The sequence below is a fragment of the Nocardiopsis sp. NPDC006938 genome (assembly GCF_042869555.1).
Taxonomy (GTDB): Bacteria; Actinomycetota; Actinomycetes; order Streptosporangiales; family Streptosporangiaceae; genus Nocardiopsis.
Window position 1 is genome coordinate 38471 of record NZ_JBIAGA010000015.1, and the last position, 26800, is coordinate 65270.

Annotated in this window: 26 protein-coding genes; 15 read left to right on the plus strand and 11 right to left on the minus strand. The window is 73.2% G+C overall.

Annotated elements, in window-relative coordinates; genetic code table 11:
• Positions 1-46: 46 nt before the first annotated feature.
• A complete protein-coding gene (locus ACFYL4_RS20985; RefSeq protein ID WP_387520134.1) occupies positions 47-907 on the minus strand; it encodes an NAD(P)H-binding protein in 861 nt (286 codons plus the stop codon).
• 81 nt (positions 908-988) lie between these two features.
• On the opposite strand from ACFYL4_RS20985, the gene ACFYL4_RS20990 reads away from it, so the two are divergent.
• Positions 989-1996 carry an AraC family transcriptional regulator gene (locus tag ACFYL4_RS20990; RefSeq protein ID WP_387520136.1) on the plus strand — a complete coding sequence of 336 codons (1008 nt, stop codon included), beginning with the start codon at positions 989-991 and terminating at the stop codon, positions 1994-1996.
• A 76-nt stretch (positions 1997-2072) separates the two neighbouring features.
• Here ACFYL4_RS20990 and ACFYL4_RS20995 read toward each other — a convergent pair whose 3' ends face one another.
• The 3 genes from ACFYL4_RS20995 to ACFYL4_RS21005 form a co-directional block, all read right to left on the minus strand.
• Entirely contained in the window at positions 2073-2999 is a 927-nt protein-coding gene (locus ACFYL4_RS20995) for an aminoglycoside phosphotransferase family protein (RefSeq protein ID WP_387520139.1), read from the minus strand.
• Between the two features lie 60 nt (positions 3000-3059).
• A complete protein-coding gene (locus ACFYL4_RS21000; RefSeq protein ID WP_387520141.1) occupies positions 3060-4121 on the minus strand; it encodes an endo-1,4-beta-xylanase in 1062 nt (353 codons plus the stop codon).
• 87 nt (positions 4122-4208) lie between these two features.
• Complete coding sequence (locus tag ACFYL4_RS21005; RefSeq protein WP_387520144.1) at positions 4209-5462, minus strand: cytochrome P450; 1254 nt, start codon at positions 5460-5462, stop codon at positions 4209-4211.
• Between the two features lie 335 nt (positions 5463-5797).
• Between ACFYL4_RS21005 and ACFYL4_RS21010 the strand changes: the two genes are divergently transcribed.
• Entirely contained in the window at positions 5798-7576 is a 1779-nt protein-coding gene (locus ACFYL4_RS21010; RefSeq protein WP_387520146.1) for a serine/threonine protein kinase, read from the plus strand.
• Between the two features lie 71 nt (positions 7577-7647).
• On the opposite strand, the gene ACFYL4_RS21015 is transcribed toward ACFYL4_RS21010, so the two are convergent.
• Positions 7648-8592 carry a sucrase ferredoxin gene (locus ACFYL4_RS21015; protein ID WP_387520149.1) on the minus strand — a complete coding sequence of 315 codons (945 nt, stop codon included), beginning with the start codon at positions 8590-8592 and terminating at the stop codon, positions 7648-7650.
• A 337-nt stretch (positions 8593-8929) separates the two neighbouring features.
• On the opposite strand from ACFYL4_RS21015, the gene ACFYL4_RS21020 reads away from it, so the two are divergent.
• From ACFYL4_RS21020 to ACFYL4_RS21045, 6 genes are all read left to right on the plus strand, one after another.
• Positions 8930-9886, plus strand: a complete 957-nt coding sequence (locus ACFYL4_RS21020) for an ABC transporter substrate-binding protein (protein WP_387520151.1) — start codon at positions 8930-8932, stop codon at positions 9884-9886.
• Positions 9887-9981: 95 nt separating this feature from the next.
• The gene (locus tag ACFYL4_RS21025; protein WP_387520153.1) at positions 9982-10947 is read left to right on the plus strand and encodes an ABC transporter substrate-binding protein; all 966 of its coding nucleotides are present in this window, start codon (positions 9982-9984) and stop codon (positions 10945-10947) included.
• A complete protein-coding gene (locus tag ACFYL4_RS21030; protein ID WP_357767920.1) occupies positions 10944-11762 on the plus strand; it encodes an ABC transporter permease in 819 nt (272 codons plus the stop codon). Before ACFYL4_RS21025 ends, ACFYL4_RS21030 begins: the two co-directional genes overlap by 4 nt.
• Complete coding sequence (locus tag ACFYL4_RS21035) at positions 11759-12580, plus strand: ABC transporter permease (protein WP_387520156.1); 822 nt, start codon at positions 11759-11761, stop codon at positions 12578-12580. The genes ACFYL4_RS21030 and ACFYL4_RS21035 overlap by 4 nt, the downstream gene beginning before the upstream one ends.
• Before the next feature lie 6 nt (positions 12581-12586).
• A complete protein-coding gene (locus ACFYL4_RS21040; protein ID WP_357767926.1) occupies positions 12587-13417 on the plus strand; it encodes an ABC transporter ATP-binding protein in 831 nt (276 codons plus the stop codon).
• Positions 13418-13427: 10 nt separating this feature from the next.
• Positions 13428-14888 carry an aldehyde dehydrogenase family protein gene (locus tag ACFYL4_RS21045; RefSeq protein WP_387520159.1) on the plus strand — a complete coding sequence of 487 codons (1461 nt, stop codon included), beginning with the start codon at positions 13428-13430 and terminating at the stop codon, positions 14886-14888.
• On the opposite strand, the gene ACFYL4_RS21050 is transcribed toward ACFYL4_RS21045, so the two are convergent.
• Together ACFYL4_RS21050 and ACFYL4_RS21055 are read right to left on the minus strand one after the other, a co-directional pair.
• A complete protein-coding gene (locus ACFYL4_RS21050; RefSeq protein WP_387520161.1) occupies positions 14885-15664 on the minus strand; it encodes an SDR family oxidoreductase in 780 nt (259 codons plus the stop codon). The two genes, ACFYL4_RS21045 and ACFYL4_RS21050, sit on opposite strands and share 4 nt — an antisense overlap.
• A 128-nt stretch (positions 15665-15792) precedes the next feature.
• On the minus strand, positions 15793-16725 hold the full coding sequence (locus ACFYL4_RS21055) for a LysR family transcriptional regulator (protein WP_387520163.1): 933 nt from the start codon (positions 16723-16725) through the stop codon (positions 15793-15795).
• Positions 16726-16794: 69 nt separating this feature from the next.
• Here ACFYL4_RS21055 and ACFYL4_RS21060 point away from each other — a divergent pair, with 69 nt between their 5' ends.
• A complete protein-coding gene (locus ACFYL4_RS21060; RefSeq protein ID WP_387520165.1) occupies positions 16795-18021 on the plus strand; it encodes an MFS transporter in 1227 nt (408 codons plus the stop codon).
• A gap of 40 nt (positions 18022-18061) precedes the next feature.
• Here ACFYL4_RS21060 and ACFYL4_RS21065 read toward each other — a convergent pair whose 3' ends face one another.
• Positions 18062-18838, minus strand: coding sequence for a thioesterase family protein (locus ACFYL4_RS21065; protein ID WP_387520167.1), 777 nt, complete (start codon positions 18836-18838; stop codon positions 18062-18064).
• A 36-nt stretch (positions 18839-18874) separates the two neighbouring features.
• Positions 18875-19351: a hypothetical protein gene (locus tag ACFYL4_RS21070; RefSeq protein WP_387520169.1), complete on the minus strand. Its 477-nt coding sequence runs from the start codon at positions 19349-19351 to the stop codon at positions 18875-18877.
• 322 nt (positions 19352-19673) lie between these two features.
• Here ACFYL4_RS21070 and ACFYL4_RS21075 point away from each other — a divergent pair, with 322 nt between their 5' ends.
• A complete protein-coding gene (locus ACFYL4_RS21075) occupies positions 19674-20336 on the plus strand; it encodes a hypothetical protein (RefSeq protein WP_387520172.1) in 663 nt (220 codons plus the stop codon).
• Here ACFYL4_RS21075 and ACFYL4_RS21080 read toward each other — a convergent pair.
• Positions 20330-20533, minus strand: coding sequence for a hypothetical protein (locus tag ACFYL4_RS21080; RefSeq protein WP_357767949.1), 204 nt, complete (start codon positions 20531-20533; stop codon positions 20330-20332). The genes ACFYL4_RS21075 and ACFYL4_RS21080 overlap by 7 nt on opposite strands.
• Positions 20534-20800: 267 nt before the next feature.
• Here ACFYL4_RS21080 and ACFYL4_RS21085 point away from each other — a divergent pair, with 267 nt between their 5' ends.
• From ACFYL4_RS21085 to ACFYL4_RS21095, 3 genes are all read left to right on the plus strand, one after another.
• Positions 20801-21751: a ring-cleaving dioxygenase gene (locus ACFYL4_RS21085; protein WP_387520174.1), complete on the plus strand. Its 951-nt coding sequence runs from the start codon at positions 20801-20803 to the stop codon at positions 21749-21751.
• Positions 21748-22392, plus strand: a complete 645-nt coding sequence (locus tag ACFYL4_RS21090) for an alpha/beta hydrolase (RefSeq protein WP_357767955.1) — start codon at positions 21748-21750, stop codon at positions 22390-22392. The genes ACFYL4_RS21085 and ACFYL4_RS21090 overlap by 4 nt, the downstream gene beginning before the upstream one ends.
• 294 nt (positions 22393-22686) lie before the next feature.
• Positions 22687-23454 (plus strand): TSUP family transporter, encoded by a 768-nt coding sequence (locus tag ACFYL4_RS21095; RefSeq protein ID WP_357767958.1) that lies wholly within the window; start codon positions 22687-22689, stop codon positions 23452-23454.
• A 31-nt stretch (positions 23455-23485) separates the two neighbouring features.
• On the opposite strand, the gene ACFYL4_RS21100 is transcribed toward ACFYL4_RS21095, so the two are convergent.
• The gene (locus ACFYL4_RS21100; protein WP_387520178.1) at positions 23486-24496 is read right to left on the minus strand and encodes an iron-siderophore ABC transporter substrate-binding protein; all 1011 of its coding nucleotides are present in this window, start codon (positions 24494-24496) and stop codon (positions 23486-23488) included.
• Between the two features lie 161 nt (positions 24497-24657).
• Between ACFYL4_RS21100 and ACFYL4_RS21105 the strand changes: the two genes are divergently transcribed.
• Both ACFYL4_RS21105 and ACFYL4_RS21110 read left to right on the plus strand, forming a co-directional pair.
• Positions 24658-25692: a FecCD family ABC transporter permease gene (locus ACFYL4_RS21105; protein ID WP_387520181.1), complete on the plus strand. Its 1035-nt coding sequence runs from the start codon at positions 24658-24660 to the stop codon at positions 25690-25692.
• Positions 25689-26783: a FecCD family ABC transporter permease gene (locus ACFYL4_RS21110; protein WP_387520182.1), complete on the plus strand. Its 1095-nt coding sequence runs from the start codon at positions 25689-25691 to the stop codon at positions 26781-26783. The genes ACFYL4_RS21105 and ACFYL4_RS21110 overlap by 4 nt, the downstream gene beginning before the upstream one ends.
• Positions 26784-26800 lie beyond the last annotated feature (17 nt).

Sequence of the window (26800 nt, forward strand, 5' to 3'; positions counted from 1 at the left end):
GTCGCTCCGGTCACCAGGACCGGCCTCCGGTCACCCCCGTGCCCGCTCACGCGTGCTCCGCCTCTCGCTCGAAGGCCTCGGCGACGTAGTCGGAGAAGTCGCGCGGCTCACGCCCCAGCGCCTCCTGGACCCCGGTGGTGAGCTCGGCCTCGTTGCCCCGCTCGATGGGGGAGATCACCATGGCCATCTCCCGGGACTCCTCCTCGGTCCACCCCTGCCCCCTCCGATCCGCGACGTACTCCTCCACCGACACCGGCTCGTAGCGGACCGCGCGCCCCGCAGCGGCGGAGATCCGCGCCGCCACCTCGGCGAGGGTCAGCAGGCGGGCCCCGGACAGCACGTAGGTGCGCCCGTGGTGGCCGGGCTCGGTGAGCGCGGCCACCGCCACGTCGGCGATGTCCCGCGCGTCGATCCAACTGGCGGCTCCGTCCCCGGCGGGCAGGCGCAGCACCCCGGCGCGCACCTGGTCCGCCAGGAGGCCCTCACTGAAGTTGTGCGCGAACCATCCCGGCCTCAGGACCGTCCACTCCAGCCCGCTGGCCTTCACCGCCTCCTCTCCCACCAGGTGTGCGATGGCGTCCTCCCGGTCGCCGTAGTAACCCGGCACGTCGACCCCGCGCGCCGACAGCTGCACGATCCGCCCCACCCCGTGGGCCACCGCCCGCGCCACGAACGCGGGGGTCCGCGGATCGACGTCGTTCTGCACCAGGTAGACCGCCCCGGCGCCCTCCAACACCTGGTCCCAGGTGGCCGGGTCGCTCCAGTCGAACGCCCACTCCGAGGAGCGGGAGGCCGCCCGCGCGGGCACGCCCCGCTCCCTCAGCCGGGCCAGGACCCGGCGGCCGGTCATCCCGGTCGCGCCGGTCACCAGGACCGGCCGCGTCGTGTACTCCGTGTTCTCTGTCATGGCCACGATTCAACCGGGAAAGTCTGAGACGATCCATGGCCCAGAAGCTCACACGGATATCCCATCGTCTACGCTGCACGCATGGACGCACTCTCGGACCTCCTCGACGGGGTCCGCGCCCGCGGGGCGCTCTTCAGCAGGTCGGTCATGAACCCGCCGTGGTCGGTACGGTTCGACCACGGCTCACCCCTGACCCTGGTCACCATGGTGCGGGGAGGAGCCTGGATCGTCCCGGACCGGGGGGAGCCCGTCGCGCTCGCCGAGGGGGACACCGCCATCTTGCGCGGCCCCGGGTCCCACGCCGTCGCCCACCCCGCCGACGCCCCCGTCACCTGCACCGTCCTGGCGGGCAACAGCTGCCTGGGCCCGGACGGCGTCCCCCTCACCGAGGAGGCCGACCTCGGACTGCGCACCTACGGCGACTCCCCGGACTCCGCCGACCTCCTGCTGAGCGGTCACTACGAGGTCTCCGGCGACCTCAGCCAACGCCTGGTCTCCGCGCTGCCCCCGGTCCTGGTGGTCCCGGGAGACGAGTGCCACGACTGGCTGCGGGACCTCATCACCGCCGAGATCGACTGTCCCGCCCCCGGCCAGCAACTGGTCCTGGACCGCCTGCTGGACCTGGCCCTGATCACCATGCTGCGCGCCTGGTTCGACCGCCCCGGCGCCCGTCCGCCCGCCTGGTACACCGCCATGGACGACCCGGTGGTGGGGCGGGCGCTGCGCCTGATGCACAACCTCCCCGCCCACCCCTGGACGGTGGCCCTGCTGGCCGAGCGGTGCGGGGTGTCCCGCGCGACCCTGGCCCGTGACTTCCGCTCGCTGGTCGGCGTGCCGCCCATGACCTACCTCGCCGACTGGAGGGTGGGCCGCGCCGCCGACCTGCTCCGTGGGACCGACACCACCGTGGAGGCGATCGCGCGCCGCGTCGGCTACTCCAACGCCTTCGCCCTCAGCGCGGCCTTCAAGCGCCTGCGCGGAACCACGCCCACCGAACACCGCAGGGGCGGGGGGACCCCGACCGCGTCCCGGTCGACAGCCGCAGACGCGGCGGACCTGGTGGGGGCCTCTACCGGGCCGGTCGGCTGACGCACCGCACCCCGCCCCTCCCCGGCGACGCGCGCAGGGGCGGCCCCCGCCGTGACGGTCGCCCGGTCCCCGGTGGTCAGCCCTCCAGAGCCCGCGCCACGGCGCCCGTGACCCCGGCGGCGGGGCGCTCCCCGTCCTCGATCTCCCAGAGGGTGTTCTCCAGGACCCGCACCAGGGTCCAGGCGCGGGCCCGCTCCCGGTCCAGCCCCGCCGCCTCGGTGAGCAGGTCGAAGCGGCGCCGGACCTCCCTCAGGGCGTCGCCGGTGGCCTCGGCCTCCTCCCACCGGTCGCGCAGCGCGGGCAACAGTTCGAAGCCGCCGTCCCCCACCAGGGGTTTGGGGTCGATGGCCAGCCACGGGCCCCGCGCCGCACCGGGCGGCGCCGCCAGCACGTTCTCGTAGTGCAGGTCCCAGTGCAGCAGCCGATCGCCCGCCTCCGCCGACAGGTCGCGGGCCAGACCCGCCCACCGGGCCAGGAGCACACGCGTCTCGGGGTCCACCCGGTGCGCGGCGACCACCGCGTCGGCGGTGTCGGCCATGCGCCGCGCCATGGCGTCCAACCGGCGCAGTCCGGGCGGGGCGGGGTGCGCACCGAGCCGCGCCAACAGCGCGCCGACCACCTCCAGCGCCTCGTCCAGGGAGACGGTGTCCAGCCTCCGGGCCGGGTCCAGCGCCTCCAACAGCATCGACCCCGTGCCCGGGTCGTGCTCCAGCAGGCGCACCGCCCCGTCACCGTTCCAGGCCGCGAGCGCGGCGGGCTCTCCCGCGGTCTCCTCGTCCACCGGCTGGACCTTGAGCACGGCCGGGGAACCGTCGGCGCGCTCCACCGGCACCACCAGCGCCACGGCGCCGTGCATCGGTGTTCCGGTCGGCCGTAGCGCCCACTGTTCGCACCCGCGGGCGGCCAGTCCGGGCAGACCGCGCACCCACGCGGGCCCGACGTACCGGTGCAGGGTCTCGGCGAGCGCGGACGGGACGGGGATCGGCCTGGCGTCGTCGACCATGTGCTGCCGCCTCCCTCGTCCTCGTGGCCGGGCGTGCCGGAAGCGGCGCGGGCTCTGTACCTACCGGACGCCCCGGCCCCGAGCGCCGCGGGGCCGTCGGTCCCGGCGGAGCGCCTCGACCATACCGGCCAGCGCGGGTTTGGGGGTGTAGTCGCCGTCGAAGGGCAGGGCGGCCGTGTAGCCGGGGAACCACTCGGGAATCCACGAGTGCGCGTCGGTCACACCCCACACGGTCACCCCCACGCAGCGCGAGACCGCCAGACAGGACTCCAGGACGTACCGGTACTCCTCGGCCTGGGCCGCGAGGTCCTCCTCCTCGACCGGCTCGGGAATGCGCACGTCCAGTTCGCTCACCTCCACGTCCAACCCCAGTTCGACGAAGCGCCGCATGTTCTCGGCCAGGTCCTCGGGCACGTTCCCGTGCACGAAGTGCCCCTGGAACCCGATCCCGTGCAGTGGTACCCCCCGGTCGAGCAGGTCGGCCGCGAGCTCGTACAGGGCGTCGGCCTTCGCGCCGCCGCCCTCCACCCCGTACTCGTTGACGTAGAGCTTGGCCTCGGGGTCCGCCTCGTGCGCCATCCACAGCGCCTCGGCGACGTAGTCCTCGCCCAGGGCCCGGTACCAGAGGTTGTCGCGCAGCCGCGGTGAGTCGTCCTCGAAGGGTTCGTTGACCACGTCCCAGGAGGTCACCCGGCCCGCGTAGCGGCCGACCAGCGCGTCGACGTGCTCACGCGTGACCGCGCGCAGCTCCCCGGCGTCCAGGGACCCCTCCGCCAGCCAGTCCGGGAGCTGGTTGTGCCACAGCAGGGTGTGGCCCCGCACCGACAGCCCCCGCTCCTCGGCGAAGCCGACCACGGCGTCCGGCCCGCTCCAGTCGAACGTGCCGCGCTCGGGCTGCACGTACTGCCACTTCATGGTGTTCTCCGCCGTCACCGACGTGTAGTGGCCGCTCACCAGCTCCCGGTAGGCGGTGTCCCCGCCCAGCGGGTCCACCGCCACGGCGGTACCCAGTGCGATCCCGTGCGCCCGGGCCAGCCCCGGGCGCTCGCCGCGTGGTGCCCCGTCGGGCTCGGGCAGCGCCCACGCCAGCACCGCCGCCACCAGCACGACCACCGCGCCCACCGCCCCCAGGGAGAGGAGCGTGCGCGCCCGCGCCGTGGAAGGCCCCCGGCTCCGGGAGGTCCCGTCCGACCCGTCGGCCCCCACCCGCTACCGGCCCCCGGCGGTGACCGGGAACGAGGAGAGGGCCCGCACGGTCAGGGTGCCGCGCCGCGTGGGAGCGGCGGTGGGGCGCAGCCCGGGCGCCCGCTCGGCCAGGGCGCGCAGCGCGACCTCGCCCTCCAGGCGGGCCAGCGGTGCCCCCAGGCAGTAGTGGGCCCCGCCCGAGAAGGACAGGTGCTCACCGGCGTCGGGCCGGGTCACGTCGAACTGGTCGGGGTCGGTGAAGTGCTCCGGGTCCCGGTTGGCGGAGCCGATCAGGCACATGATCTGCTGCCCGGCCCGCACGGGCACCCCCTGGACCTCGGTGTCGGCGCGGGCCCAGCGCCCGGTGAGCTGGACCGGCGAGTCGAAGCGCAGGACCTCCTCCACCGCCCCGGCGGCCAGCCCCGGGTCGGCGACCAGCCGATCCCACTGGTCGCGGTGGCGCAGCAGCGCCATCGCCCCGTTGCCGATGAGGTTCACCGTCGTCTCGAACCCGGCGACCAACAGGAGCCGGCACATCGAGCTCAGCTCGGAGGCGGTCAGCTCGCCGTCGTCGTGCCGGGCGACCAGGGCGGACACGACGTCCTCGCGGGGGTCGGCCCGGCGTTCGACCATCAGGCGCGCGAAGATGCGGTCCAGCTCGGTGGTCGCCTCCCGGATGCGTTCCAGGTGGCGGGCCGATCCCGCGCCGTCCAGCGCCCCGCCGATCACGTGCCCGATCCGTACGAAGTCGGCGTCGTCACGCTCGGGCACGCCCAGCAAACGGCTGATCACCGCGATGGGCAGCGGCTGGGCGAAGTCGCGCATGAGGTCGAACCCGTCGCGGCTCAGGGCCGAGTCCAGGAGTTCGGCGGTGATCTTCTCGATCTCGGCGCGGTAGCCCGCCATCAGTCGCGGACTGAACGCGGGGCGGGCCAGGGCGCGCAGCCGGGTGTGGTCGGGCGGGTCCAACTGGAGGAAGGAGAGGTCGACGACACGGAACTGTTCGGGGACCTCGGCGCCGCCGGGCGGCTCGACCCCGAAGTCGCGTGAGCGCAGCACCTCGTCGACGGCGGCGCGTGTGGTCGCGGTCAGGAGGGGCAGCCGGCTCGTGACCACCGGGCCCCGGGCGCGCATCCTCGCGTAGGTCGGGTAGGGGTTCTGCCGCCAGGGCCAGTGCAGGAGGCGGCTGGGGTGGTCGCCGCTCTGGGCGGTGAGCCACGACACTCCGTGGGCCAGACGCAGCCGCGCGTCGATACGGAGGGTGTCGAGTGTCCGCATGCTGGTGACTCCTCTCGGTGACCCCTCGAGCGTAGGCGTCGGAGGGCCGCCGTCCGGGGCGAACGCCGGAGTTGGCCGTCAGTGGCCAGAGGGGAACCACGCCGGGGGCCGCCGCGTTCGCCGCGTGGGCCGCCCCCGCAGGGGCACCGAGCGGCCCCCGAGCGGCCTCCCGCGTGTCCACCCAGGCGCTGACCGGCACCTTCCCTCGGGTTCGCGCGAACCCCGGGGCACCGGGGCGGATCACACGTCGTGACGGTGGTCCGGGCGGGGTGGCCAAGGCCTAGACTGGGGCCCCGTTCGGTAGGAAGACGCCGCAGAGCCGGAGGTTGAGGACGTTGGGGCCGCTAGAGAACTCTGATCCGGAGCGGGTCGGTCGGTACCGGCTGATCGGGCGCCTGGGCGCCGGAGGCATGGGTCAGGTGTTCTTCGGGCGCTCGGCCGGCGGCCGGGCGGTCGCGATCAAACGCATCCACCCGCACCTGGCCACCGACCCCTCCTTCCGGCAGCGGTTCGCCCGCGAGGTCACGGCGGCGCGTCAGGTCAGCGGCGCGTTCACCGCACCGGTCATCGACGCCGGGCCCGACGACGAGGTGCCCTGGCTGGTGACCTCGTACGTGCCCTCACTGCCCCTGGACGAGGCGGTGCAGGCCCACGGGCCGCTGCCCGAGGCGAGCGTGCGGGTGCTGGCGGCGGGCCTGGCCGAGGCGCTGGCCGAGATCCACCGGGTCGGGTTGATCCACCGCGACCTCAAGCCGGGCAACGTGCTTCTGGCCGAGGACGGCCCCCGGGTGATCGACTTCGGGATCGCGCGGGCCACCGACGGTACCGCCGCCACGCAGTCGGTGATCGGCACGCCGGGGTTCATGAGCCCCGAGCAGGTGCAGGGTTCCGAGCTCACCCCGGCCAGCGACCTGTTCGCCTACGGCGCGGTGCTGGCCTTCGCGGCGGCGGGTACCGGGCCGTTCGGTGAGGGCAACATGCCCACGATGGTCATGCGCATCATCAGCCGTGAGCCGGACCTGTCCGCGGTGCCGGAGTCGTTGCGGCACCTGATCGCCGCCTGCCTGTCCAAGGACGTGCGCGGGCGGCCGGGGCCGGGCGAGATCCTCGACTACCTGGGCGACGTGCCCGCGGGGTCGTCCTGGCTGCCCCCGGCGGTCATGACGGGCGTGCAGGAGCAGGTGGCCAAGGTCAACAAGGCCCTGGTGACCTCGGCGGGTGACCCCGGCGCGACCGGGGGCCACCAGCGGACGGAGGTCCTCGGGGCGGGGGGCGCGGCGGCGCTGGGCGGTGCCGCGGGCGCGGCGGCGGGCGCGGCCGCGCCCGCGGCCGGAGCCTTCGGGGATGACCAGTCCACCCGGGTGGCGCCGCCCGGCGGGTACGGGACGCAGGACCCCTCGGCGGGGGCCACCTCGGTGCTGGGCGCACAGCCGGGCGTGCCTCCCACGTCACCGTTCCAGCCCACGCAGCAGCAGCCCTACCAGCAGACCCAGCAGTACGGCCAGAGTCCTCAGGGGACCCAGGGCGCCCCGGGCGGCGACGACCCCTACGCGGACCTCTACGGCGGGCGCCGCGACCAGCGCGAGGACCCGCGCCGCCAGCAGGAGGACCAGCACCGCAGGGCCGAGGAACAGCGTCGGCGCCAGCGTGATCAGCAGCGCCGGTCCCAGGAGCAGCAGGAGGAGCAGCGGCGACGCCAGGAGGCCGAGCGGGCGCACCGGGACCGGATGCGCGCCGAACAGGACGCCGCCCGCCGGGCCCAGGCCGAGGCGCGCCGCGCGGACCAGCCGGGGTTGTGGGGCTTCGTCAAGCTGCTGCCGCTGATGATCATCCCGCTGATCCAGATCCCCCTGGGCTACGGGGCCGCGCTGGCGTGGGCGTGGTTCACGGCCGAGGCCGACATGTGGACCGGGGCGGTCTCCTCCTTCGAGCCGTGGAGCGTGGACGGTTTCCTGCACGCGATGATGCTGGGCTACTTCCTGCTGAACAACATGGTGTCGCTGGAGTACCTGGTGCGCTCGCTGCGGACCTCGTTCGTGGTGGGCGCGGTGCTGGCGCTGGCCGCGATGGCGGCCACCAACTTCCTGTTGTACGGCTTCGGTTTCTGGGGCTGACCCGGAACCGGCGGGCGACGCGAAGGGGGGTGGGGACCGTCTGGTCCCCACCCCCCTTCGCGTTACCGGGGTCAGGCCGGTGCGGTGCCCAGGACCCCGCTGATGTGGCGCACCCGGTGGAAGACCGGCCGGGTGGGGGAGAGCGCCGAACACGTGCTGGGGCACTCGGTGCCCTCCTCGGTCTCCACCGACACCGAGTACAGGCCTCCGTCGTGGCCCAGGAGCACCCGGGCCCCGCGCTCGGTCTCCTCCTCGGCCAGGTGGGCGAGTGCGTCGACGCCCACGGGGACGCCCAACCGGGAACGCAGCGCGGCCTCGGCGGCCTGGGCGGGGGAGGAGTCGGTGCAGCGGCCCCGGTAGTTCTCCGGGAGCACCAGTCCGCGCTCGAGGGCGGCCACGGTGTCCTGGGCCGACTCGGGTGTGAGGCGGCCGAAGTAGACGCCCTGGGGCAGGGCCACGAGGTTGGCGGCGAAGCGGTCGCCGCCCACGTGGGTGGTCTCCCAGACCTCGGCCTCGCCTCCGGCCAGCGCGGCGGCGACGGGACGGCCCAGCATGGCGCAGCAGGGGTCCTTCTTGGCGTGGGTGCACACCAGGTAGAGGGTGTGGTCCACGGGACTGCCGAAGGCGGGCGGCTCGGGGCGTTCGGCCGCGGTGACGTCGACGTCCAGCAGCTCGGCGAGGTCGTGGAAGTCGATCCGGCGCACCCAGGGCCGGGCCCGGCTGGTGTGGACGAGGTAGGCGCGCAGCGGGCGGTCGGCGCGGGTGCGCCGTTCGCGGGTCCCGGGCCGCTTGATGAGCTGGGGCCGTACGTCGCGTCCGGCGATGCGCCGGGACAGTTCGGAGACGACCGCGCGGTCGAGGCCCTCGCTGGCGAAGGCCGGGTTGCGCCAGGGGCCGTCGTGCTCGATCAGCAGCCATCCGCCGGTGCGGCCCGCGGTGCCCGCGATCTGTTCGTCGGTGTGGCGGGCCAGGGCCGAACAGCCGCGTCGGCCGTCGGGGGTGGTGGGAAGACGCACGGGTCCGTCCAATCGGATGGGGCTCACTGCCGCGCGCACACGAAGGGCCGGCAGGGGCGTCACCCTCGGCCGTGTGGCGGTTTGGTTAGGCTACCCTACCCCGTTCGGTCCGTGCGGGTCGGGTCGGCGGCGGCCCCCATGCGCCCCGGGATTTCCCCGGGAAGAGGTCCTGACCAGGCGTGGTCATCCGACCCTTCGCTGTTCACGTGTCCCAAATGTGCCCCGGTCACACCTTGACCCGGTGATGCGGATCACCTATGTTCACTTTCAGAACACATGTTCGCTAGGCGTACAAACGTGGGTGGCCGCGCCCCCACCCCTCACAGTTGGAGTTGCGATGCGTCGTCCCACCCCGGCCGCCCTCGCCGCGACGGCCGCCCTGCTGGCCGCCACGGCCTGCGGCGGCACCCCGACCGCCGACGACGCCGACGGTCTGACCACCGTCACCGCCGGGGTGATCCCGATCGTCGACGTCGCCCCCGTGTACCTGGGCGTCGAACAGGGCTTCTTCGAGGACCGCGGCATCGACCTGCGGCTGGAGTCCGGCTCCGGCGGGGCCGCGATCGTCCCCGGCGTGATCAGCGGCGAGTTCGACTTCGCCTTCAGCAACATCGTCTCGCTCGTCATCGCCCGTGAACAGGGCCTCCCCCTGACCGCGCTCAGCAACGGCGTCACCAGCGCCGGTGAACAGGGGGCCGACTTCGGCGGCGTGTTCGTCCTCTCCGACAGCGACGTCACCGGCGCGGCCGACCTGGAGGGCCTGACCGTGGCCGCCAACAACCTCAACAACATCGGCGACACCACCGTCCGCCAGTCCGTGCGCGCGGCCGGAGGCGACCCCGCCGAGGTCGACTTCGTCGAACTGCCCTTCCCGGACATGCCCGCCGCGCTGGAGACCGGCCAGATCGACGCCGTCTGGGCGGTGGAACCCTTCGCCTCCACCATCCGCGAGGCGGGCCACCGCGAGATCGCCTCCAACTTCGTCGACACCCACCCCGACCTGTCCGTCGCCGCCTACTTCACCTCCGAAACCCGGATCGCCGAGGACCCCGACCTCTTCGAGGACGTCACCGCGGCCCTCCACGAGTCCCTGGCCTACGCCGACGCCAACCCCGACGAGGTCCGCCGCATCCTGGCCGACTACACCGAGATCGACCCCTCCCTCATCGAGCGCATGGCCCTGCCCCGCTTCCCCGAGGAGATCCACGAGGAGTCCGTGCGCACCCTCGCCGACCTCATGGTCACCGACGGACTCGTGGACGAGGCCCCCGACCTCGACGGCCTCCTGCGCTGACCGCCCCCGCCCCCGCGCCCGCGCCCCCGCTCCCGCCATCCCCGCCCCACCTCCCGCCTCCCACCCTGACCCCGCCCGTCCCCAGGAGTGACCACATGACCGCCAAGAAGACCGGACCGGGCGTCCTCGCCGCCGTGGCCGCGCTGACCCTGACCGCCACCGCCTGCGGTTCCACCGGAACCGACACCACCGAGGACGGCCTCACCCCCGTCACCGTGGGCGTCCTGCCGATCACCGCGGTCGCCCCGCTCTACCTCGGCGTCGAACAGGGCTTCTTCGAGGAGCGCGGCCTGGACGTGACCATCGAGACCGGCGGGGGCGGCGCCACCACCGTCCCCCGCGTCGTCAGCGGCGAACTCGACTTCGCCTTCGGCAACGTCGCCTCCCTGATCATCGCCCGCGAACAGGGACTCCCGCTGACCGTGGTCGCCAACGGCATGACCACCACCGGTGACGCCGCCACGGACTACAGCGCCCTGGTCGTCGGAGCCGACAGCGACGTCACCAGCGCGGCCGACCTGGACGGCGCCACCGTGGCCATCGACAACCTCAACAACATCGGCGACACCTCGGTCCGCAACTCCGTGCGCGTGGCGGGCGGCGACCCCGCCGACCTCGACTTCATCGAACTCGCCTTCCCCGACATGCCCGGCGCCCTGGACAACGGCCAGGTCGACGCCGCCTGGGTCGTCGAACCCTTCCTCACCATCGCCCTCGAACAGGGCGCCACCGAGATCGCCGGCAACTTCGTCGACCTGCACCCCGAACTGTCCATCGCCACCTACTTCACCTCCGACGACCTCATCGGGAGCGACCCCGACACCGTGGACGCCTTCACCGAGGCCATGAACGAGTCCCTGGCGTTCGCGTCCGACCACCCCGAGGAGACCGCCCAGACCCTCACCGCCTACACCGAGATCGACCCGGCCCTGTTCGACCAGCTGCGCTGGCCGCGCTTTCGCGCCGAGATCGACCGCGACGCCCTGGAGACCCTCGCCGACCTGATGGTCACCGACGGCATCGTCGACGCCGACCCCGACCTGGACTCACTGATCCGATGACCACCACACGGACCGCCCCGCCCCGGGGCGCGGCCCGACGCGCCGCGCCCCGCCGCCCCCTCCTGGGCGCCCTGGGCATCGCCGGCCTGCTGACCCTGTGGGAACTGGCCCCCCGCCTCGGCGCGGTGCCCGAACGCTACTTCCCACCCGTCTCCGAGGTCCTGGCCACCCTGGCCGGGCGCGCCACCACCGCCCCCTTCTGGGAGGCGGTCGGCCACACCCTGTACGGATGGGCCCTGGGCCTGGCCATCGCCCTGGCCGCCGCCGTCCTGCTCGGCTTCGCCCTCGGTTCCACACCGCGGCTGCGCGCCTTCACGACCTCCACGGTGGACTTCCTACGCCCCATCCCCTCGGTGGCGCTCATCCCGCTCGCCGTCCTCATGTACGGCACCGACATCCGCTCCACCCTGCTCCTGGTCGTCTACGCCTGCTTCTGGCTGATCTACATCCAGGTGCTCTACGGAGTCGCCGACGTGGACCCGGTCGCCGAACAGACCGCGCGCTCCTACGGTCTGGGGCGCCTGGCCCGCATCCGCCACGTCGTGTGGCCCACCACCCTGCCCTACCTCATGACCGGCCTCCGCCTGGCCGCGGCCGTCGGGCTCATCCTGTCCATCACCGCCCAGCTGATCATCGGCTCCCCCGGCATCGGGGACCAGATCACCAACGCCCAACAGGGCGGCGCCGTCGCCCTCGTCTACGCCTGGATCGTCGCCACCGGCCTCCTCGGCGTGGTCATCAACACCGGTGTGCGCGCCCTGGAACGCCGCGTCCTGCGCTGGCACACGTCCGTCCGCGGGGAGGCCGCAGCATGAGTCAGCCCGTACCCGCGCCCGCCCGCCGCAGGCCCGCGACCCCCGGCTACGCACTGCGCCTGCTGCACGTGCTCGCGCTGCCCACCGTCATCGTCGGCGTGTACTGGGCCGTCACCGCCCAGCCCGGCGCGAGCTTCTACACGCCCACCCCCGCCGCCATCGCCTCGGCCTTCGCCGAACTGTGGTTCTCCGAACGCTTCTTCGTGGACGTGCTGCCCAGCCTGGGCCGACTCCTCGTCGGGTTCGCGCTCGCCGCCGTGATCGGCGTCGGGCTGGGAATCGTCCTCGGCCTCGACGCGCGCGTGCGCGCCACCGTCGAACCCGCCCTGGAGTTCCTGCGCGCCATCCCGCCGCCCGTGCTCGTCCCGCTCATGATCATGCTCGCCGGTATCGACGACTCCATGAAGATCATGGTCATCGTCTTCGGCTGCGTGTGGCCGGTCCTGCTCAACACCGTGGAGGGCGTGCGCGCCGTGGACCCCGTGCTCGCCGACACCGCGCGCTGCTACGGCCTCTCCGGCCCGACCCGGCTGCGGGTCCTGGTGCTGCGCTCGGCGAGCCCGCAGATCATGGCGGGACTGCGCCTGGCCCTCGCCCTGGCCATCATCCTCATGGTGATCAGCGAGATGTTCGCCAGTTCCAGCGGCCTGGGCTTCGCCATCGTGCAGTTCCAGCGCACCTTCGCCATCCCCGAGATGTGGGCCGGGATGGTCCTGCTCGGCGTCATCGGATTCCTGCTCTCGTCCGTGTTCGAGTTCGTCGAAGGGCGCGTCCTGGGCTGGTACCGCGGCCTGCGCGCGGCCAACCGGGGGGAGTGAGCCACCATGCACCACCGCGACCACCAGGGAGAACGCCCCGCCATGCTGAAGGTCACCGGCCTACAGAAGATCTACAACGGGGGAGCGTCGGCCGTGGAGGCCGTCCGCGACCTCACCTTCGAACTCGCCGAGGGGGAACTGGTCTGCCTCGTGGGCCCCTCCGGCTGCGGCAAGACCACACTCCTCAAGTGCATCGCCGGGCTCATGGCCCCCACCAGCGGCACCGTGGAGCTGGCCGACCAGCCCGTGCTGGCCCCGCCGCCCGGCATGGCCGTCGTCTTCCAGGAGTACGGCCGCAGCCTGTTCGCGTGGATGAGCGTGCGCGACAACGTCGAACTCCCGCTCAAGGAGAAGAAACTGCCCAAGGCGCGGCGCACCGCGCTCGTCGAGGAGTCCCTGGAGGCGGTCGGCCTCACCGCCTTCGCCGACTCCTACCCCTGGCAGCTCTCCGGCGGCATGCAGCAGCGCGTGGCCATCGCCCGCGCCATCGCCTACGAACCCCAGGTGCTGCTCATGGACGAACCCTTCGCGGCCGTGGACGCCCAGACCCGCGCCGACCTGGAGGACCTGGTCCGCCAGATCTGGCAGCGCCTGGGCGTCACCGTCCTGTTCGTCACCCACGACATCGACGAGGCCGTCTACCTCGGCGAACGCGTCCTGGTGCTGTCCAACTCACCCACCGTGGTCCAGGACGACATCACCGTGGACCTGCCCGTGGAACGCGACCAGCTCACCACCCGCCAGGACGAACGCTTCACCGACCTGCGCGCCCGCGTCTACGCCCAGATCCAGCACGCCAAACGCGGCACCGCCCCGACCACCGACCGTCACCCGTAGGGAGCCCACCATGAGCCTGCTCACCGCCGAGGAGTACACCTCCGCCGTCTTCACCGGGGCGTGGACCCCGGCCCGGGGCGGAGACGCCGAGGTCGTCTCGCCCTCCAGCGGCACCGTCCTCGGCCGCACCGGCATCGCCGACGCCGAGGACGTGCGGGAGGCCGCCGCGCGCGCGGCCGCGGCCCAGCGCGCCTGGGCCGCCACCTCCTACGAGCGGCGGGCCGCCGTGCTGCGCCGTGCCGGGGACCTCCTGGAGGCCCACGAGGAGGAGATCATCGGCTGGCTGCGCCGCGAGGGCGGCGCGGCCGCCGGGATGGCAGGGTTCCAGGTGCACGTCGCCTCCGGGGAGTGCTTCGAGGCGGCCGCACTGGCCTCCCAGCCCCACGGGGAGATCCTGCGCACCGGCAAGCCCCGCCTCAGCTTCTCCCGACAGGTCCCGGCGGGCGTGGTCGGCGTCATCGCCCCCTTCAACGTCCCCCTCATCCTGGGCATCCGCTCGGTCGCCCCCGCACTGGCGCTGGGCAACGCCGTCATCCTCAAGCCCGACCCCCGCACCGCCGTGTGCGGTGGAGCCGTCCTGGCCGAGGTCTTCCGCCAGGCGGGCGTCCCCGAGGGCGTGTTCCAGGTGTTGCCCGGCGGCGTCGAGGCGGGCGAGGCGCTGGTGGCCGACCCGCACGTGCGCGTCATCTCCTTCACCGGCTCCACCCCCGCCGGACGGCGGGTGGGGGAGGCCGCCGCCCGCCACCTCAAGCGCGCCCACCTGGAGCTGGGCGGCAACTCGCCGCTGGTCGTCCTGGAGGACGCCGACGTGGAGCACGCCGCCTCCATCGGCGCCTGGGGCTCCTTCCTGCACCAGGGCCAGATCTGCATGACCACCGGCCGCCACCTGGTGCACGAGTCGATCGCCGACGCCTACGTGGAGCGCCTCGCCGCCAAGGCGGACGCCCTGGCGGTGGGCAGCACGGAGGAGGACGGCGCCGCCCTGGGGCCGATCATCGACGCCGCCCAGCGCGACAAGATCCACCACCTGGTCACCAGCAGCGTCGAGGCCGGAGCCAGGCTGCGGGCGGGCGGCACCTACGAGGACCTGTTCTACCGTCCCACCGTCCTGGACCGGGTACGCCCGGACACCCCCGCCTACGCCGACGAGGTGTTCGGCCCGGTCGCCCCGGTGGTGCGCTTCTCCACCGTCGACGAACTGGTGGACCTGGCCAACTCCACCGAGTACGGGCTGTCCCTGGGAGTGGTCACCACCAACCCGATGCGCGGCATGGAGATCGCCGACCGCATCCCCAGCGGGATCGTGCACATCAACGACCAGACCGTGGACGACGAGGCCGTGGCGCCCTTCGGCGGGGTCGGGTCCTCCGGGACCGGCTCGCGCTTCGGCGGCACCCGCGCCAACCTGGAGGCCTTCACCGAGACCCAGTGGATCACCATGCAGGCCGACCCCGCCCGCTACCCCTTCTAGGAGGAGATCCCGCCGTCGCTGCGCAGGAGCTGGCCGTTCACCCAGCCGCCCTGCGCCGAACACAGGAAGTCGACCAGGTGCGCGGTGTCGCCCGGGGTGCCCAGCCTCCCCAGCGGCGTGTGCGCGGCGCACTCCTCGCGCACCTGGTCGGGCATCCATCCGGTGTCCACCGGACCCGGGTTGACGACGTTCGCGGTCACGCCCCTGTCGGCGAGCTCGCGCGCGGAGGCCAGCACGATCCGGTCCAGGGCGCCCTTGCTCGCCCCATAGGGCAGGTTGCCCACCACGTGGTCGCTGGTCAGGGCGATGATCCGACCGCTTCCGTGCTCACCCCGGAAGCGCCGCCCGAACTCGCGGACCAGCAGCCAGGAGGCACGGGCGTTCACGGCGAAGTGGCGGTCGAAGCTCTCCACGGTGGTGTCCAGCAGCCCCGAGTCCACCGACTCGCAGTGGCACATGACCAGGGCCCGTACCGGTCCCAGCCTTCGTTCGACCTCGTCGAGGACCCGCGCGGGCGCCTCGGGGTCGGCCAGGTCGGCCTCGATCGCGACCGTGGCGGCGCCGCGAGCCGTCAGTTCGGCGCCCACCGCGTCCGCGGCACCGTCCTCCACGCCCCAGGGCATCCGGTCGTCGTAGGGCGTCCACTGGGTGCGGGCCACGTCCCAGCCCGAGCCGGCCAGGCGCCGTGCGACGGCCGCCCCGATCCCCACGGTACGGCCCACCCCCGTCACCAGCGCGACCGGACGGTTCGGCGAGGTGTCGCGGTGTGCGTTCATGGCGCCCATACTGGTGCCGCCACGCCCTCCCCACAACGGGTTTTCCCCACCGGGGGACCCGCTTCGGCCCGGGGCGGCCAAGACCCGGCCCGGACCCGCCCACGGCATGATCCGAGGACGCCGAGCCCTCACCCCGTGAGGTCCGGGATTACCCTCGGCCCCACCCGGCGCACGTAGTCACGGAACAACGCCACCGCCGGGGGCACGTAACCGCCTCCCGACCCCTCCTCCGGCCAGACCACGCCCACCGGCCGCTCGGCGGCGCCGTCGCTGATCGCCAGTTCCACCGTTCCGCCCAGGGCGCCCCTGGGGCGGGCGGGGAGCACGGACACCCCCAGCCCCGCCGCCACCAGCCCCCGCGCCGTCGCGATGTCGTCGGCCTCGAAGGCCACCCGGGGTGTGAACCCCGCCCGGTCGCCGAGACGGTCCGTCAGGTGTCGCACCCCCCGCCCCGGCTTGAGCAGGATGAACTCGTCGCGCACCTCGGCCAGCGACACCGGCCCCGCGCCCGCCAGACCGTGGCTCTCCGGCACCACCAACCGCAACGACTGGGTGTGCAGCACCGCGGAGACCAGCCCCGGCCCCGAGGGGAGCGGCGAGGTCAGCGCCAGATCCGCCCCGCCCGAGGCCACCCGGCGCAGCGACTCCGCCCACGCCTCCTGGGTGAGGGCGAACCGCACCCCCGGGTGCTCGGCCCGAAACCCCCGCAGCAGCACCGGCACCACCTCCACCCCCAACGTGGGCAGGAAGGTCAGCGCCACCCGGCCCTCCTCCGCGCCCGTGAGTTCGGCCACCCCCTGGCGCAGGTCGTCCAGCGCGCGCTCCACGTGGGGCAGCAGCAGCCGACCGGCCCGGGTCAGCCGCACACCCCGCCCGGTGCGCTCCACCAACGCCATCCCCAGCTCCTCCTGCAAGCGGGCCAAAGCCCTGCTCAGCGTGGGTTGGGGCATGTTCAACGCCTCGGCCGCCTGGGTGACGTGCTCGGTCCGGGCGACGGCCTGGATCATCCGCAGCCGGGGCGCCAACGACCGGGTCAACGTCTCCACATCCGGGTCATTCATACGTATCAGTATGCAACAACGTGAAATCATGCATTGGACGTATGAAAGCGGGCTTCCTAGCGTTGAGCCATGACCGTGACCAGTAGTTCCCCCACCCATCTGGACCCGCGCCCCCGCGCGGGCACGGCCGCCTACCGGCGCACGGTCATCGCCCTGGTGGCGGCAGCCGTGGCCACCTTCGCCCAACTGTGGTCCGTCCAGCCGATCCTGCCCGCCATCGCCACCGGATTCGGCACCTCCGCAGGCCAGGCGGCCCTGGCCGTCTCCCTGTCCACCGGCGGCCTGGCCGGGTTCACCCTGGTCTGGAGCGGTGTCTCCGACCGCGTCGGCCGCGCCCGCGTCATCGCGCTGTCCCTGCTGCTGGCCACGCTCCTGGGCGCCGCCGTCCCCTTCTCCACCGACCTGTGGGCCCTCCTGCTCCTGCGCACCCTCCAGGGCGCCGCCCTCGGCGGGGTCTCCGCCGCCGCCGTGGCCTACCTCGCCGAGGAGATCCACCCCCGCGACGCCGCCAAGGCCACCGGCCTCTACATCGCCGGCAACCCGCTCGGCGGCATGGGCGGACGCCTCCTCGCCGGATTCGCCGCCGAACACGGCGGATGGCAGTGGGGGGTCGCAGCCAACACCCTCCTCGGGTTGGCCGCCCTCCTGGTGTTCGTCCTGGTCCTGCCCCGCCAGAAGCCCACCGGGCGCACGCGTCCCGCGGGGCGGGGCGAGCGTCCCCGCGGGCGGCTCAGAGCCGCCCTGACCACTCGAGGGCTCCTGCCCATGTACGCCCAGGCCCTCCTGCTCATGGGCGCGTTCATGGCCGTCTACAACGTCCTCGGCTTCCGCCTCACCGACCCGCCCTTCGGCCTCTCCCAGGCGGTCGCCTCCCTGCTGTTCCTCTCCTACACGGCGGGCATGGTCGGATCGGCGCTGGCGGGGTCGGCCACCCAGCGCTGGGGGCGGTACGGGGTCCTCACCACCGCCACACTGCTCCTCCTCGTCGGCCTGGGCGGGCTGTTCACCACCTCGGTCCTGCTCCTGCTGGTGGCGCTGCTCCTGCTGACCTTCGCGTTCTTCTGCGCCCACGCCACGGCCTCCGCCTGGGTGGGCTCGCACGCGGTCGGCGGCCGGGCCCAGGCCGCCGCCGTCTACACCCTCGCCTACTACCTGGGAGCCAGCCTCTTCGGCTGGCTCGGCGGCGTCGTCTACGACGCGGTCGGGTGGAACGGCACCGTGGCCCTGGCCCTCACCCTGACCGTGCTCGCGGGGCTGATCGCCCTGCGCCTGCGCCGCCTGCCCGCCCCCGCCTGAGCCGCGCTCCCGACCAGGTCAGGCCACCCGACCCGGGGACTCACCCCAACGGCCGCACCGTGAGGCACTGCTCGGCCGTCCCGACCTCGCCCAGCCGGTCGTGCAGCACCGTGCTGGTCAGCCCCAGGCCCGTGGGCCCGAACACCACCCGGGTGTCCAGGCCCACCCACGGGCCCCGCGGACGCCGGTGCAGGTGCACCGTGAGATCCACGTTCGGGAACATCCACTCGGTGGGGGACTGGCGCACGGCGACGCCGTTGGCCGTGTCCACCAGGGCGAGGTAGGACGCCACCGGTCCCGCCCGCTCGCCCTCGACCAGCGCCACGTCCGTGGTCAGCCAGGCGGTGCCCCGGCCCCGTTCGGGTGCTCCGACCGGTCGTACGTCCAGCGAGGCGATGTAGCCGCCCGGCCACAGGTCACCCATCGTCCGGGTCGCGAGCCCCTCCGGCGAGGGGAGCGGTTCGGTGGCGCCCCCCGCCACCGCCCGGGTGTCCCCGGGCATCAGCAGCCAGGCCCGCGCCCGCACCAGTGCGCGCTCCCCGGCGTACACACGGGCCTCCACGAGCTCGATGGTGCGCCCGGGCCGCAGGACCTCCACCTCGGTGCGGCACTCCGTCATGGGAAGCCGGCCCAGGATGTCGAAGGAGATCCGCCACAGCAGCAGGCCCCTCTCCTCGGAGTGGGCCTCGATGACGTGGGTCACCAGACCGCCCAGGGGGCTGAAGTGCTGTTCGGCGGTGTTCCAGGCGCCGCTGACGTGTTCGGTGGGCAGGTAGCGGTCGGTGCCCGCCCGAACGAAGTACGCGTTCTGTCCCAAGGTGATCTCCTGTACGACGGGTGCCTGACCCGGGCATCATGCCCCACCCGCCCGCACCTGCCCTCCACCGAGGTCCTCCGGAGAGGGGTCCGTGCTCCTCGTCGCCAGGTGCCGCCAGACGCACAGGGCCACGGGCAGGGCCATCACCGCGGCGACCGTCCACAGGTGACCCGCAAGGACCCCGAACTCCGGAAACAGGTGCGGCGGGATGTCCAGGGGCGCGTCAGGGCCGCGGAACTCCCGCATGCGTCCTTCCAACGTGGCGGGTGTGCCGTAGCCGACGAACACCGTGGTCGCGAGGGCCACCAGCCCCCACCCGGCGGCCCACGCGAAGCTGCGCACCCCCGCCGACCAGGCCGCGGCGAACAGCGCGAACAGGACGAAGAAGGAGAGGCCGGTCCCCGGAGTGGCGTAGCCCCAGCCCTGGGGGGTGTGCGTCGCGGCCTCGATCAGTCTGCCGATGCTCACGTTCTCGACCCCGGCCTCCCCCTGGCTCCGGAAATCGAATCTCATGATCGGAACCAGGACGGCCGCGGCCGCCGCGGCGACGCAACCGACAACGCACAGACAGCGCTCCCACACCGTGCTCACGTGTGCTCCCTTCGGTCGACGGGCTCCTGGGCGGAGCGATGACGGACCTCCAACGGGGATTGTTCCAGGTGGGCGGTCGTCCTAGGAGGTAAACGGCCCGTTGGGTGGGACGCCCCGCCGGGAGGAGTGAGCCGAGGGGGCGCGGCCGGCCCCGACGGGTGTGAACTTGGCCAAGCGCCTGCGGGCCGTGAAGCCGAGTGGCTACTGTGGCCCCACCTGTTTCCCCGCGATCACGAGGTAGCCGATGAACCACGAGTCGTTGTTCGGACTTCCCGAGCTCACCCCCGTGCCGGTGGTGATGAGTCTGGACGACCAGTGGTACCAGCGGATGTGGAACGGCCAGAAGTCGCACGAGTACCGGCGCCGCTACGTCACCGGCGCCCCCACCCAGTGGTTCGTCTACCTCGCCGCCCCCGAGAGCCGCCTGTGCGCGGTGATCGACCTGGGCCGGGCGGTCGAGGGCTCGCCGCAGGAGATCGCGCGGCTCGCGGAGCGGGAGCACCCGGGCGACGGGGCGCCCGTGCTCGACTACCTGGCCAAGGGCAGGAACCGCACCGGGTACGCGATGCCGATCCTGCGCATCCGGGAGTTCGCCGGGTTCACCGCCTCCGAGCTGGACCCGGATGCTCGACGGCGGGTTCCGCCCGCCGGAGGGCCACGTCCCGGTCGACCGGGGGTCCGGCTGGCGTACGGTGTGCGACCGGCTGGTCTCGGGCCCGGTGCTGCGCGAGACGATGGTCATCGCGGCCTACTGACGCGGGGCGCGTCGAACGCCCGAAAGGGGGTAGGTCGCGCCGCGAACCGAGGAGGAGCCATGCCGACGTGCGACCACCAGTGGGTCCCGGGGCCCAACAGCGGGACCGAGCAGTGCTCGAACTGCGGGGCCATCCGGTCCCGGAACTACTGAGCGCCGACCTCGCGCACCGCCGTTCGGCCGCAGTCCGCGCAGTCGGCGCGGCACGCGGTGGCGAAGTTGTTCATGCTCATGGACTTGCAGCGCGCGCACACCAGGCGCTGCCCACCCGGCGGGTCGTGGCGCCACTCGTGATGGCCGCGGCGGCAGATCCCTGAGGGGAGGATGCGGGTGGGGTCGCTCGTGCTCATGGGGACACCGTAACCGTGGACCACGGGGCCGGGGAAGGGTGGCCGAGGAACGTCACGGTTTGCGCGACATCCGTGTGTTGGGCGGGAGTGCCCCACCGTCGGCGGACCGTCCGGGGCCGGTACGCCGGGGTCCCTCCGGGATCGCGCGCCCTTTCTTTGCGCCGCCTTGGGCGGCGGGTCCTTCTTCGCCGGGGAGGTAGGGGAGACAGCGGTCGGCAGATAGTTTAAGATTCAACTTGTTCGGCCGGACGAGGAAGGGTGAAGGACATGGACGTGCGTCCCTCGGGTATCCACCACGTGACCGCGATCGCGAGCGATCCCCAGGCCAACGCCGACTTCTACCTGAACGCGCTGGGTATGCGCATGGTGAAGCGGACGGTCAACTTCGACGCCCCGCAGACCTACCACTTCTACTACGGCGACCGCGCGGGCAACCCCGGCACCATCATGACCTTCTTCCCCTGGCCCGACGCGCCCCGGGGCACGATCGGAGCGGGGCAGGCCACCACCACGACCTTCTCCGTCCCCGAGGGTTCCCTGGGCTGGTGGGCCGAGCACCTGGCCGCTCTGGACGTGCCCGCCTCCCGCCCCGCCGAACGCGGCGAGGAGGACGTGCTGACCCTGCGCGACCCCGACGGGCTGGTGATCGAGCTGGCCGCCAGCGCCGACCACCACGACACCGACCCCTGGGACGGGGGAGCGGTTCCCGTCGAACACGCGATCCGGGGCATCCGCGCCGTGACCCTCACCGAGCACGACGCGGACGCCACCGCCCTGATGCTCGGTGACCAGCTCGGCTTCCACCTGCACAGCGAGGACGGGAACCGGATGCGGTTCCGGACCAACGACACCGGTGACGGGGTTGGCACCATCGTCGACGTGCTGGCCGATCCCCGCGCGGAGCGCGGCGTGGTCGCCGCCGGAACGGTGCACCACGTGGCCTACCGGGCCCCGGACACTCCCGTGCAGGAGGCCTGGCGCCAGCGGTTGGAGGACGACGGCGTGGGGGTGACCGAGATCCGCGACCGTACGTACTTCACCTCGATCTACTTCCGTGAACCCGGCGGGGTCCTTCTTGAGATCGCCACCGACGGCCCGGGGTTCGACTACGACGAACCGCTGTTGGAGCTGGGCCGTTCGCTGCGGTTGCCGCCCTGGTTGGAACCCGACCACGAGCGGATCGCCGCCCGCCTGCCGCGCGTGGAGGTCGACCGGTGACCCCGCCCGCGACCTCGGTGGAGGACTTCGTCCACGTCTTCGAGCCGGCCACCGTCCCGGACACCCCGGCGCTTCTCCTGCTGCACGGGACGGGCGCGGACGAGCGCGACCTGCTGCCCCTGGGCCGTGCCCTGGCTCCGGGGTCGGCACTGTTGTCCCCGCGCGGCAAGGTCGACGAGAACGGCATGAACCGCTGGTTCCGGAGGCTGCGCGAGGGGGTCTTCGACGTCGAGGACCTCATCGAGCGCACCGCGGAGCTGGCCGGGTTCGTCGAGGCCGCCACCGCCGCCTACGACCTCGACCCGGAGCGGATCGTCGTGAGCGGCTTCTCGAACGGGGCCAACACGGGCGCGGGCCTGTTGCTGCTCAATCCCGGACTGTTCGTGGGCGCGGCCCTGTTCGCGGGCGGAGCCCCGCTCCAGGGGCGCGAGCCCGCTCCGGTGGACCTCTCGGGCACGCGGGTGTTCCTGGGCAACGGCGCGGCCGACCCGATCACCCCCGTCGGCCAGGCGCGCCTGCTCGCCTCCCAGCTGGGGGAGCGGGGCGCTGACGTCGTGGTCCACGAGCACCCGGGAGGACACCAGTTGACCCCCGAGGTGCTGGCCGGTGCCCAGGACTGGTTCTCCCGCGCGGAGTTCTGAGCCGGACCCCGGACGCGGGGGTCCGTCCCTCGGGCCCTCGTCGAGAGGCGGTGACTCCCCCTGGCCCCGGGTGTCACCGCCTCTCTTGGCCCGGCAGTGAATCTACGTCGTAAAGGCGTCCCGTTGCCTCCTTCGCCATGACCCACACCCTCACCCACCTCGCCCGATGTAAGGGGATCACTGCCCCGGTCCCGTGACGAAGCGGTACACAACGGTCGCTACATTGGCTCGCGCCCCGTTCACCGTCACGGAAAGACACCCCATGATCCCCTCGCACACCACACGGCTCCGGTGATGGACCCCGAGGTCCTCGCGCTGCTGCTGCTCGCCGCCGTCGCCGCGGGCTGGATCGACGCCGTCGTCGGGGGAGGGGGCCTGCTCCTCCTTCCCGCCCTGATGGTCGCGGCCCCCACCACACCCCTGGCCACGCTCCTGGGCACCAACAAGCTCGGCGCCGTGTTCGGTACCACCTCGGCCGCCATCGCCTACGCCCGCAAGGTGCGCATCGACCGCCGCGTCGTGGTCCCCACCGCCGGGCTCGCGCTCCTCGGCTCCGGGCTGGGCGCCGCCCTGGCCACCGCCCTCACCGCCGACGTGCTCAAACCGGTGATCATGGTGGTCCTGGCCGGGGTCGCCCTCATGGTGGTGTTCCGTCCCGCGATGGGAACCTCTGCCGACCCCGCGCTGCGCACCCGCAACCGAGTCCTGGCGGTCCTGGCGCTGGCCGGGCTCGGCGTGAGCTTCTACGACGGCGTCATCGGCCCCGGCACGGGCGTGTTCCTGATCATCGCCTTCACCGCCGTGCTCGGCATGGACTTCCTCCAGGCCTCGGCCTCGGCGAAGATCGTCAACGTGTGCACGAACATCGGCGCCCTGGTGGTCTTCGCCCTCGGCGGGCACGTGGACTGGCTCCTCGGGCTCGGACTGGCCGTGTGCACCATCCTGGGGGCCCAGGTCGGCGCGCGCATGGCCCTCCGACGCGGGGCGGGGTTCGTCCGCGCGGTGCTGCTGGTCGTGGTGCTGGCACTGCTCGCCCGCATGGGCTGGGACGTCTTCGCCTGAGACCGGTCCGCTCGGGTCCGCCCCCGAGCCCTCACACGGCCGGTTCCGCCTCCCCGGTGAGCGCGGCGGTGACGTCCCCGATGATCCGGTGGGCGCCGTGGTGGTTGGCCGATCCCCAGAAGTCGTGGTCCACCCGGTAGATCCGCCCGTCGGCGACCGCGTCCAGGGAACCCCAGAGCCCGTCGGAGAAGGTCTCCGGTGCGTCCGGGTACCCGGACCCGGCCATGACGAACACGACGTCCCCGTCGGCCTGGTCCAGGTTCTCGTAACCGCGCGGGACGAAGTCGGTACCGCCCTCGCCCGCGAGCTGCCCCTCGGGCCGCGCGAACCCGAGGTCGGCCACGACCTGCCCAGGGAACGACTCCGGGGTCTCCAAACGGATCTCGGTCCCGCTCTGCAACCGCACCAGGGACAGCTCGGTCCCGGCCGGGTCCACCCCGGCCCCGGCGAGGTCGGCGCGGGCGTCCTCGACGGCGGCGTCGTAGGCGGCCACGGCCTCGCGTGCCCGGTCCTCGGCGTCCAGGACCCGCGCGACCTCCTCCAGGTGACCGCGCCAGGACCCGGTACCCTCCCACTCCAGCAGTACCGTGGGGGCGATCGCCTCCAAGGTGTCCAGCAGTTCGGCCTGGCCTCCGTTGGGCGTGCTCACCCCGATGATGAGGTCGGGAGCCGCGGTGGCCAGCTCCTCGACGTTGACGTCGTCCTCGACGGGCGAGCTGGTGACCAGGGTGAGACCGGCGCCGTCCACGCCCTCGGGCAGGAAGGGAGCCAGCCCGTGGTCGGGATCGCCGGGGGAGCCCATGGTCGCGACCGGCGTGTGTCCCAGCTGGGTCAGCGCGGCCAGTGTGGGACGCCACAGGACGGCGATCCGCTCCGGGGAAGCGGGGATCTCCACGGCCCCGTTGGCCCCCTCGACCACCCGGGTGGGGCCTCCCGCGCCCGGGTCGGAGCCCGTGCCCTCGGGGGAGCAGGACGTCAGCGCCAGGGCCCCGGCCAGGGCGAACACGCCCAGGGAGCGTGGCAATCGGGTGAGATCGAACATCTGGGGGACCCTTCCGTGCGAACAGGATGTAGGTAAGGCTAACCTGTCCGGGTGGGTTTCGGCTGATTCGGGTCGGCCCCGCGACGCTCCGCCGGTCCCGTCACGGGCGAGCCCCACCACAACACACCCATCAACCGCCCAGCCAGACGAACGGGGGACCCGTGGCCCTGCGCGCGCCCGCGCCAACACGCCCCACCCTCACCAGACGCATCGTGCGCCCCATCGGCCTCATCATCGCCATGGGCGTCCTCGCCGTGTGCGCACTCCTGAGCATCACCGTCGGTGCCAAACCCATCCCCGCCACTGACGTGTGGGCCGCCCTGACCGCCTACGACGGCTCCTACGACCACGACGTCATCCGCACCCTGCGCGTCCCCCGCACCGTCATCGGGATCTTCGTCGGTGCCGCCCTCGGCCTGGCCGGAGCCCTCATGCAGGCCCTCACCCGCAACCCCCTCGCCGAACCCGGCATCCTCGGCGTCAACTCCGGGGCCGCGGCGGCCGTGGTCGTGGCCGTCTTCGTCTTCGGCGCCAGCGGCTCCGCCCTGGTCTGGCCCGCCTTCCTCGGCGCCGCCGTCGCCGCCGTCGCCGTCTACGCCCTGGGCTCACGCGGCCGCTCCAGCGCCACCCCCGTACGACTGGCCCTGGCCGGAACCGCCCTGGCCGCCGTCCTCCAAGGGCTCATCTACGGTGTCATCGTCCTCAACGACTTCGTCTTCGACCGCATCCGGTTCTGGCAGGTCGGCTCCCTCACCGGACGGGACCTGGACCTCTTCCTCCAGATCGCGCCCTTCCTCGTCGCGGGAATCCTCGTCACCCTGGCCCTGGGACCCTCCCTCAACGCCATGGCGCTCGGCGACGACCTGGCCGCCACCCTGGGCGCCCGCATCCCCCTCATCCGCGCCGGGACCGCCGTGGGGGTCATCCTGCTGTGCGGCGCCGCCACCGCCGCCGCCGGACCCATCTGGTTCGTGGGCCTGATCATCCCGCACGCCGCGCGGGTGGTCACCGGCCCCGACCAACGCTGGCTCCTGCCCTACGCGGCCGTCCTCGGAGCGATCCTGCTCACCGCCGCCGACACCGTGGGCCGCGTCATCCTCCCCGGCTCCGAACTGGAGGTCGGCATCATCACCGCACTCGTCGGGGCGCCCCTGTTCATCGCCCTGGTCCGCAGCAGAAGGATGGCCCAGCTGTGAGCGACACCCTCACACCCCCGCCGCCCGCCGACGCGCCCGCGCGCCTGACCCCGCGCGGCGCGCGCGCCTGGCGGACCCCGGGCGGCCGGGTCTCCCTGCTGGTACGCCCGCGCACCCTCCTGGTCGGCCTGGCCCTGGTCGCCGTCACCCTGGCGGCCCTCGTGGTGTCCGTCGCGGTCGGCGACTACGAGATCCCGCTCCCGGCCGTGCCGGGCGCCCTGTTCGGGTACGGCGAACGCCTCGACGTGTTCTTCGTCCAGGGAGTGCGGCTTCCCCGGGCCCTGACCGCCATCGGCGTGGGTGCCGCGCTCGGGATCGCCGGAGCCGTCTTCCAGAGCCTGTCCCGCAACGCCCTGGGCAGTCCCGACATCATCGGGTTCACCTCCGGCGCGGCCACCGGCGCCGTCGCCGCCATCCTCCTGCTGGGCGCCGGCCGCCTCGTGGTCTCCCTCGGCGCCATCACGGGCGGTCTGGTCACCGCGGCGGTGGTGTACCTGCTGGCCATGAAGAACGGGGTCCAGGGATACCGGCTGGTCCTGGTCGGGATCGGTGTGAGCGCCATGCTCTCCTCGGTCCGCGACTACCTCATGACCCGCGCCGACCTCACCGACGCCCTGGGCGCGCAGATCTGGATGATCGGCAGCCTCAACGGGCGGGGGTGGTCCGAGACGGCCGCCGTGTGGATCGGCCTGGCCGTGCTTGCCCCCGTCATCCTCGCCGTCGGTCAGCGCCTGCGCTTCCTCGAACTGGGTGAGGACACCGCACGCGGACTGGGCGTGGACGCCCGGTCCACGCAGATCATCGCCCTGGCCGCGGCCAGCGCCCTGACCGGGGCCGCCATCGCCGTGGCGGGCCCGATCGGGTTCGTGGCCCTGGCCGCGCCCCAGCTGGCCCGGCGCCTGGCCCGTACCGGAGGCACCACCCTGGTCGGCTCGGCGCTTATGGGCGCCGCCCTGCTGTCGGTGGCCGACCTGGTCGCCCTACGCCTGATGGCCCCCACACAACTGCCGGTGGGGGTCGTCACCGCCGTCATCGGCGGCACCTACCTCATCTGGCTCCTCTACACGGAGTGGCGCGGAGGCCGGGCCTGACCCGCCCGCGCACCGTG

Bases quoted from the DNA above. Each gene is read 5' to 3' on its own strand.
- ACFYL4_RS21030 (WP_357767920.1), top strand. From the start codon at position 10,944: ATGACCACCACACGGACCGCCCCGCCCCGGGGCGCGGCCCGACGCGCC.
- ACFYL4_RS21025 (WP_387520153.1), top strand. From the start codon at position 9,982: ATGACCGCCAAGAAGACCGGACCGGGCGTCCTCGCCGCCGTGGCCGCG.
- ACFYL4_RS21035 (WP_387520156.1), top strand. From the start codon at position 11,759: ATGAGTCAGCCCGTACCCGCGCCCGCCCGCCGCAGGCCCGCGACCCCC.
- ACFYL4_RS21100 (WP_387520178.1), bottom strand. From the start codon at position 24,496: ATGTTCGATCTCACCCGATTGCCACGCTCCCTGGGCGTGTTCGCCCTG.
- ACFYL4_RS21075 (WP_387520172.1), top strand. From the start codon at position 19,674: ATGAACCACGAGTCGTTGTTCGGACTTCCCGAGCTCACCCCCGTGCCG.
- ACFYL4_RS21080 (WP_357767949.1), bottom strand. From the start codon at position 20,533: ATGAGCACGAGCGACCCCACCCGCATCCTCCCCTCAGGGATCTGCCGC.
- ACFYL4_RS21055 (WP_387520163.1), bottom strand. From the start codon at position 16,725: ATGAATGACCCGGATGTGGAGACGTTGACCCGGTCGTTGGCGCCCCGG.
- ACFYL4_RS21095 (WP_357767958.1), top strand. From the start codon at position 22,687: ATGGACCCCGAGGTCCTCGCGCTGCTGCTGCTCGCCGCCGTCGCCGCG.
- ACFYL4_RS21020 (WP_387520151.1), top strand. From the start codon at position 8,930: ATGCGTCGTCCCACCCCGGCCGCCCTCGCCGCGACGGCCGCCCTGCTG.
- ACFYL4_RS21070 (WP_387520169.1), bottom strand. From the start codon at position 19,351: ATGAGATTCGATTTCCGGAGCCAGGGGGAGGCCGGGGTCGAGAACGTG.
- ACFYL4_RS21050 (WP_387520161.1), bottom strand. From the start codon at position 15,664: ATGAACGCACACCGCGACACCTCGCCGAACCGTCCGGTCGCGCTGGTG.
- ACFYL4_RS20995 (WP_387520139.1), bottom strand. From the start codon at position 2,999: ATGGTCGACGACGCCAGGCCGATCCCCGTCCCGTCCGCGCTCGCCGAG.
- ACFYL4_RS21060 (WP_387520165.1), top strand. From the start codon at position 16,795: ATGACCGTGACCAGTAGTTCCCCCACCCATCTGGACCCGCGCCCCCGC.
- ACFYL4_RS21005 (WP_387520144.1), bottom strand. From the start codon at position 5,462: ATGCGGACACTCGACACCCTCCGTATCGACGCGCGGCTGCGTCTGGCC.
- ACFYL4_RS21085 (WP_387520174.1), top strand. From the start codon at position 20,801: ATGGACGTGCGTCCCTCGGGTATCCACCACGTGACCGCGATCGCGAGC.
- ACFYL4_RS21045 (WP_387520159.1), top strand. From the start codon at position 13,428: ATGAGCCTGCTCACCGCCGAGGAGTACACCTCCGCCGTCTTCACCGGG.
- ACFYL4_RS20985 (WP_387520134.1), bottom strand. From the start codon at position 907: ATGACAGAGAACACGGAGTACACGACGCGGCCGGTCCTGGTGACCGGC.
- ACFYL4_RS21040 (WP_357767926.1), top strand. From the start codon at position 12,587: ATGCACCACCGCGACCACCAGGGAGAACGCCCCGCCATGCTGAAGGTC.
- ACFYL4_RS20990 (WP_387520136.1), top strand. From the start codon at position 989: ATGGACGCACTCTCGGACCTCCTCGACGGGGTCCGCGCCCGCGGGGCG.